Source organism: Phycicoccus sp. 3266 (genome assembly GCF_031456495.1).
In the GTDB taxonomy this organism is placed as follows: Bacteria; Actinomycetota; Actinomycetes; order Actinomycetales; family Dermatophilaceae; genus Pedococcus.
In genome coordinates, this window is the sequence record NZ_JAVDUW010000006.1 from 1 (window position 1) to 5,422 (window position 5,422).

The 5,422-nt window shown below is 56.4% G+C and carries 3 rRNA genes; all 3 read left to right on the top strand.

Going from position 1 to position 5,422, the window contains the following annotated elements:
• Positions 1-148 precede the first annotated feature (148 nt).
• The 3 genes from J2X64_RS19135 (at position 149) to rrf (ending at position 5,377) form a co-directional block, all read left to right on the top strand.
• A 16S ribosomal RNA gene (locus tag J2X64_RS19135) occupies positions 149-1,676 on the top strand.
• Positions 1,677-2,030: 354 nt separating this feature from the next.
• A 23S ribosomal RNA gene (locus J2X64_RS19140) occupies positions 2,031-5,152 on the top strand.
• 108 nt (positions 5,153-5,260) lie between these two features.
• A 5S ribosomal RNA gene (rrf, locus tag J2X64_RS19145) occupies positions 5,261-5,377 on the top strand.
• Together the 16S, 23S and 5S rRNA genes form the textbook arrangement of a ribosomal RNA operon.
• The last annotated feature ends 45 nt before the right edge of the window (positions 5,378-5,422 follow it).

The following is a 5,422-nucleotide window of genomic DNA, read 5'->3' on the forward strand; positions in this document are numbered from 1 at the left end:
GATGGTTTGGTTGTGGGTTGCTTCGAACGAATTTCCTTTGGTTGACAATGAATTTCTAGCAATTGCTAGTTGTTCTTGCTCAGTCAGTGAATTGACCCTTCTAGGGTTTCGCTTTTCCTGCCGCACGTGTTGTGGTGGGTGGCAAACATCAATGGAGAGTTTGATCCTGGCTCAGGACGAACGCTGGCGGCGTGCTTAACACATGCAAGTCGAACGGTGACCTGAGGTGCTTGCACCTTGGTGATCAGTGGCGAACGGGTGAGTAACACGTGAGTAACCTGCCCCTGACTCTGGAATAACCCCGGGAAACCGGGGCTAATACCGGATATGAAACGGACCCGCATGGGTACTGTTTGGAAAGTTTTTCGGTTGGGGATGGACTCGCGGCCTATCAGCTTGTTGGTGAGGTAATGGCTCACCAAGGCGACGACGGGTAGCCGGCCTGAGAGGGCGACCGGCCACACTGGGACTGAGACACGGCCCAGACTCCTACGGGAGGCAGCAGTGGGGAATATTGCACAATGGGCGAAAGCCTGATGCAGCGACGCCGCGTGAGGGATGACGGCCTTCGGGTTGTAAACCTCTTTCAGCAGGGAAGAAGCGCAAGTGACGGTACCTGCAGAAGAAGCACCGGCTAACTACGTGCCAGCAGCCGCGGTAATACGTAGGGTGCGAGCGTTGTCCGGAATTATTGGGCGTAAAGAGCTTGTAGGCGGTTTGTCGCGTCTGCTGTGAAAATCCGGGGCTCAACCCCGGACTTGCAGTGGGTACGGGCAGACTAGAGTGTGGTAGGGGAGACTGGAATTCCTGGTGTAGCGGTGAAATGCGCAGATATCAGGAGGAACACCGATGGCGAAGGCAGGTCTCTGGGCCACTACTGACGCTGAGAAGCGAAAGCATGGGGAGCGAACAGGATTAGATACCCTGGTAGTCCATGCCGTAAACGTTGGGAACTAGGTGTGGGTCTCATTCCACGAGATCCGTGCCGCAGCTAACGCATTAAGTTCCCCGCCTGGGGAGTACGGCCGCAAGGCTAAAACTCAAAGGAATTGACGGGGGCCCGCACAAGCGGCGGAGCATGCGGATTAATTCGATGCAACGCGAAGAACCTTACCAAGGCTTGACATATGCGAGAACGCGGCAGAGATGTCGTTCTCTTTGGACACTCGCATACAGGTGGTGCATGGTTGTCGTCAGCTCGTGTCGTGAGATGTTGGGTTAAGTCCCGCAACGAGCGCAACCCTCGTTCTATGTTGCCAGCACGTGATGGTGGGGACTCATAGGAGACTGCCGGGGTCAACTCGGAGGAAGGTGGGGATGACGTCAAATCATCATGCCCCTTATGTCTTGGGCTTCACGCATGCTACAATGGCCGGTACAAAGGGCTGCGAAACCGCGAGGTGGAGCGAATCCCAAAAAACCGGTCTCAGTTCGGATTGGGGTCTGCAACTCGACCCCATGAAGTCGGAGTCGCTAGTAATCGCAGATCAGCAACGCTGCGGTGAATACGTTCCCGGGCCTTGTACACACCGCCCGTCAAGTCACGAAAGTCGGTAACACCCGAAGCCGGTGGCCCAACCCCTTGTGGGAGGGAGCTGTCGAAGGTGGGACTGGCGATTGGGACTAAGTCGTAACAAGGTAGCCGTACCGGAAGGTGCGGCTGGATCACCTCCTTTCTAAGGAGCACTGGTCGCGCAAGCGATCCAGAGCCCGGTCTGTCCCCGAGTGTGGGGCAGCGGGTGCTCAAGGGTGGAACATCGATTAGTTGGCGCTGGCACTGTTCGTGCTCGTTAGTACAAGCCGGTCCTGTTCGCGGGGCCTGGCAGTGGAACGCGGTGCGGGTGGTGGTGGTGCCTGGCACGTTGTTGGGTCCTGAAGGCTCGGGCGAGAGCTTGACCTTCGGGCCGGTCTTGGACTGGCTTGGACCCTTGTCGCGGATGAACCGCTGGCCTGTTGGCTGGTAGGCACCGGGTTCGACAGGGGGCCGCCCGTTTCTTGAGAACTACACAGTGGACGCGAGCATCTTTGTGGCTCAAGTTTTTAAGGGCACACGGTGGATGCCTTGGCACCAGGAACCGAAGAAGGACGTAGGAATCTGCGATAAGCCTCGGGGAGTCGATAACCAGACTGTGATCCGAGGATTTCCGAATGGGGAAACCCGGCTGGAGGCAAGTCCAGTCACTCTCATCTGAACACATAGGGTGAGTAGAGGGAACGTGGGGAAGTGAAACATCTCAGTACCCACAGGAAGAGAAAGCAACCGCGATTCCGTGAGTAGTGGCGAGCGAAAGCGGAAGAGGCTAAACCTTATCTGTGTGATAGCTGTCAGGCGTTGCAGGTAAGGGGTCGTGGGACTGCTCCGTTGGCTCTGACAGGCCGGCAGGGAGTCAAAAATTCGCGTTATAGTCGAAGGGCATTGAAAGGCCCGGCACAGAGGGTGCTACCCCCGTAGACGAAATGGCGTGAACTCCTGAGCAGTATCCCAAGTAGCACGGGGCCCGAGAAATCCCGTGTGAATCTGGCGGGACCACCCGCTAAGCCTAAATATTCCCTGGTGACCGATAGCGGACAAGTACCGTGAGGGAAAGGTGAAAAGTACCCCGGGAGGGGAGTGAAATAGATCCTGAAACCGTGTGCCTACAATCCGTCGGAGCCTCCTTGTGGGGTGACGGCGTGCCTTTTGAAGAATGAGCCTGCGAGTTAGTGCTCAGTGGCGAGGTTAACCCGTGTGGGGAAGCCGTAGCGAAAGCGAGTCCGAACAGGGCGTTTTAGTCGCTGGGTCTAGACCCGAAGCGGAGTGATCTACCCATGGCCAGGTTGAAGCGACGGTAAGACGTCGTGGAGGACCGAACCCACTTAGGTTGAAAACTGAGGGGATGAGCTGTGGGTAGGGGTGAAAGGCCAATCAAACTCCGTGATAGCTGGTTCTCCCCGAAATGCATTTAGGTGCAGCGTCACGTGTTTCTTACCGGAGGTAGAGCTACTGGATAGCCGATGGGCCTCACCAGGTTACTGACGTTAGCCAAACTCCGAATGCCGGTAAGTGAGAGCGTGGCAGTGAGACTGCGGGGGATAAGCTCCGTAGTCGAGAGGGAAACAGCCCAGACCACCAGCTAAGGTCCCTAAGCGTGTGCTAAGTGGGAAAGGATGTGGAGTTGCATTGACAACCAGGAGGTTGGCTTAGAAGCAGCCACCCTTTAAAGAGTGCGTAATAGCTCACTGGTCAAGTGATTCCGCGCCGACAATGTAGCGGGGCTCAAGCACACCACCGAAGCTGTGGCATTGACACATCTGCCCGGCCACCACACCTGCGGGTTGGTGGTCCAAGCGTGTTGATGGGTAGGGGAGCGTCGTGTGGCCAGGGAAGCGGCGGAGTGATCCAGCCGTGGAGGCCACACGAGTGAGAATGCAGGCATGAGTAGCGAATGACGGGCGAGAAACCCGTCCGCCGAATAACCAAGGGTTCCAGGGTCAAGCTAATCTGCCCTGGGTAAGTCGGGACCTAAGGCGAGGCCGACAGGCGTAGTCGATGGACATCCGGTTGATATTCCGGAACCGGCGAAGAACCGCCCATGACGAACCTAGTGATGCTAAACGCCCAAAGCTGTTGTCCAAGACCTTCGGGTTGAGGACTTCAGTGGAGCGCGTGACCCGATCTAGTAGTAGTCAAGCGATGGGGAGACGCAGGAAGGTAGCCTCCGCGTGGCGATGGTTGTCCACGTCCAAGGGTGTAGGGAGTCAGATAGGCAAATCCGTCTGGCACATATCCTGAGACCTGATAGTGACCGCGTATGCGGGAAGCAGGGTGATCCTATGCTGCCGAGAAAATCCTCTAGCGAGGTTCGAGCCGCCCGTACCCCAAACCGACTCAGGTGGTTAGGTAGAGAATACCAAGGCGATCGAGTGAATCGTGGTTAAGGAATTCGGCAAAATACCCCCGTAACTTCGGGAGAAGGGGGGCCCAGATCCTGAAGGCACTTGCTGCCTAGGGAGAACGGCCGCAGAGACCAGGGAGAAGCGACTGTTTACTAAAAACACAGGTCCGTGCGAAGTCGCAAGACGATGTATACGGACTGACGCCTGCCCGGTGCTGGAAGGTTAAGAGGACGGGTTAGTACTTCGGTGCGAAGCTCAGAATTTAAGCCCCAGTAAACGGCGGTGGTAACTATAACCATCCTAAGGTAGCGAAATTCCTTGTCGGGTAAGTTCCGACCTGCACGAATGGCGTAACGACTTCTCCACTGTCTCAACCACGAACTCGGCGAAATTGCACTACGAGTAAAGATGCTCGTTACGCGCAGCAGGACGGAAAGACCCCGGGACCTTTACTACAGCTTGGTATTGGTGTTCGGTACGGCTTGTGTAGGATAGGTGGGAGACTGTGAAGCCGGCACGCCAGTGTCGGTGGAGTCAACGTTGAAATACCACTCTGGTCGTTCTGGATATCTAACCTCGGTCCGTGATCCGGATCAGGGACAGTGCCTGGTGGGTAGTTTAACTGGGGCGGTTGCCTCCTAAAAGGTAACGGAGGCGCCCAAAGGTTCCCTCAGCCTGGTTGGCAATCAGGTTTTGAGTGTAAGTGCACAAGGGAGCTTGACTGTGAGACAGGCATGTCGAGCAGGGACGAAAGTCGGGACTAGTGATCCGGCGGTGGCTTGTGGAAGCGCCGTCGCTCAACGGATAAAAGGTACCCCGGGGATAACAGGCTGATCTTGCCCAAGAGTCCATATCGACGGCATGGTTTGGCACCTCGATGTCGGCTCGTCGCATCCTGGGGCTGGAGTAGGTCCCAAGGGTTGGGCTGTTCGCCCATTAAAGCGGTACGCGAGCTGGGTTTAGAACGTCGTGAGACAGTTCGGTCCCTATCCGCTGTGCGCGTAGGAAACTTGAGAAGGGCTATCCCTAGTACGAGAGGACCGGGATGGACGAACCTCTGGTGTGTCAGTTGTTCTGCCAAGAGCACGGCTGATTAGCTACGTTCGGAAGTGATAACCGCTGAAAGCATCTAAGCGGGAAGCACGCTTCAAGATGAGGTTTCCATGCACCTAGTGTGCGAGAGGCTCCCAGCTAGACTACTGGGTTGATAGGCCAGACGTGGAAGCACAGTAATGTGTGTAGCTGACTGGTACTAATAAGCCGACAACTTGACATCACAAAGATGCTACGCGTCCACTGTGTGGTTCCCGAGACACGGTCGGGAACCCCCCAACCCCTCACCAGGGTCGGGAACTGATTCAACCGATTGAGATCTCCATAGAGTTTCGGCTGTCATAGCGAAGGGGAAACGCCCGGTCCCATTCCGAACCCGGAAGCTAAGCCCTTCAGCGCCGATGGTACTGCACTGGTGACGGTGTGGGAGAGTAGGACGCAGCCGAACATACTTCACCAAAAGGGCCACCCATCACGGGTGGCCCTTTTGCAT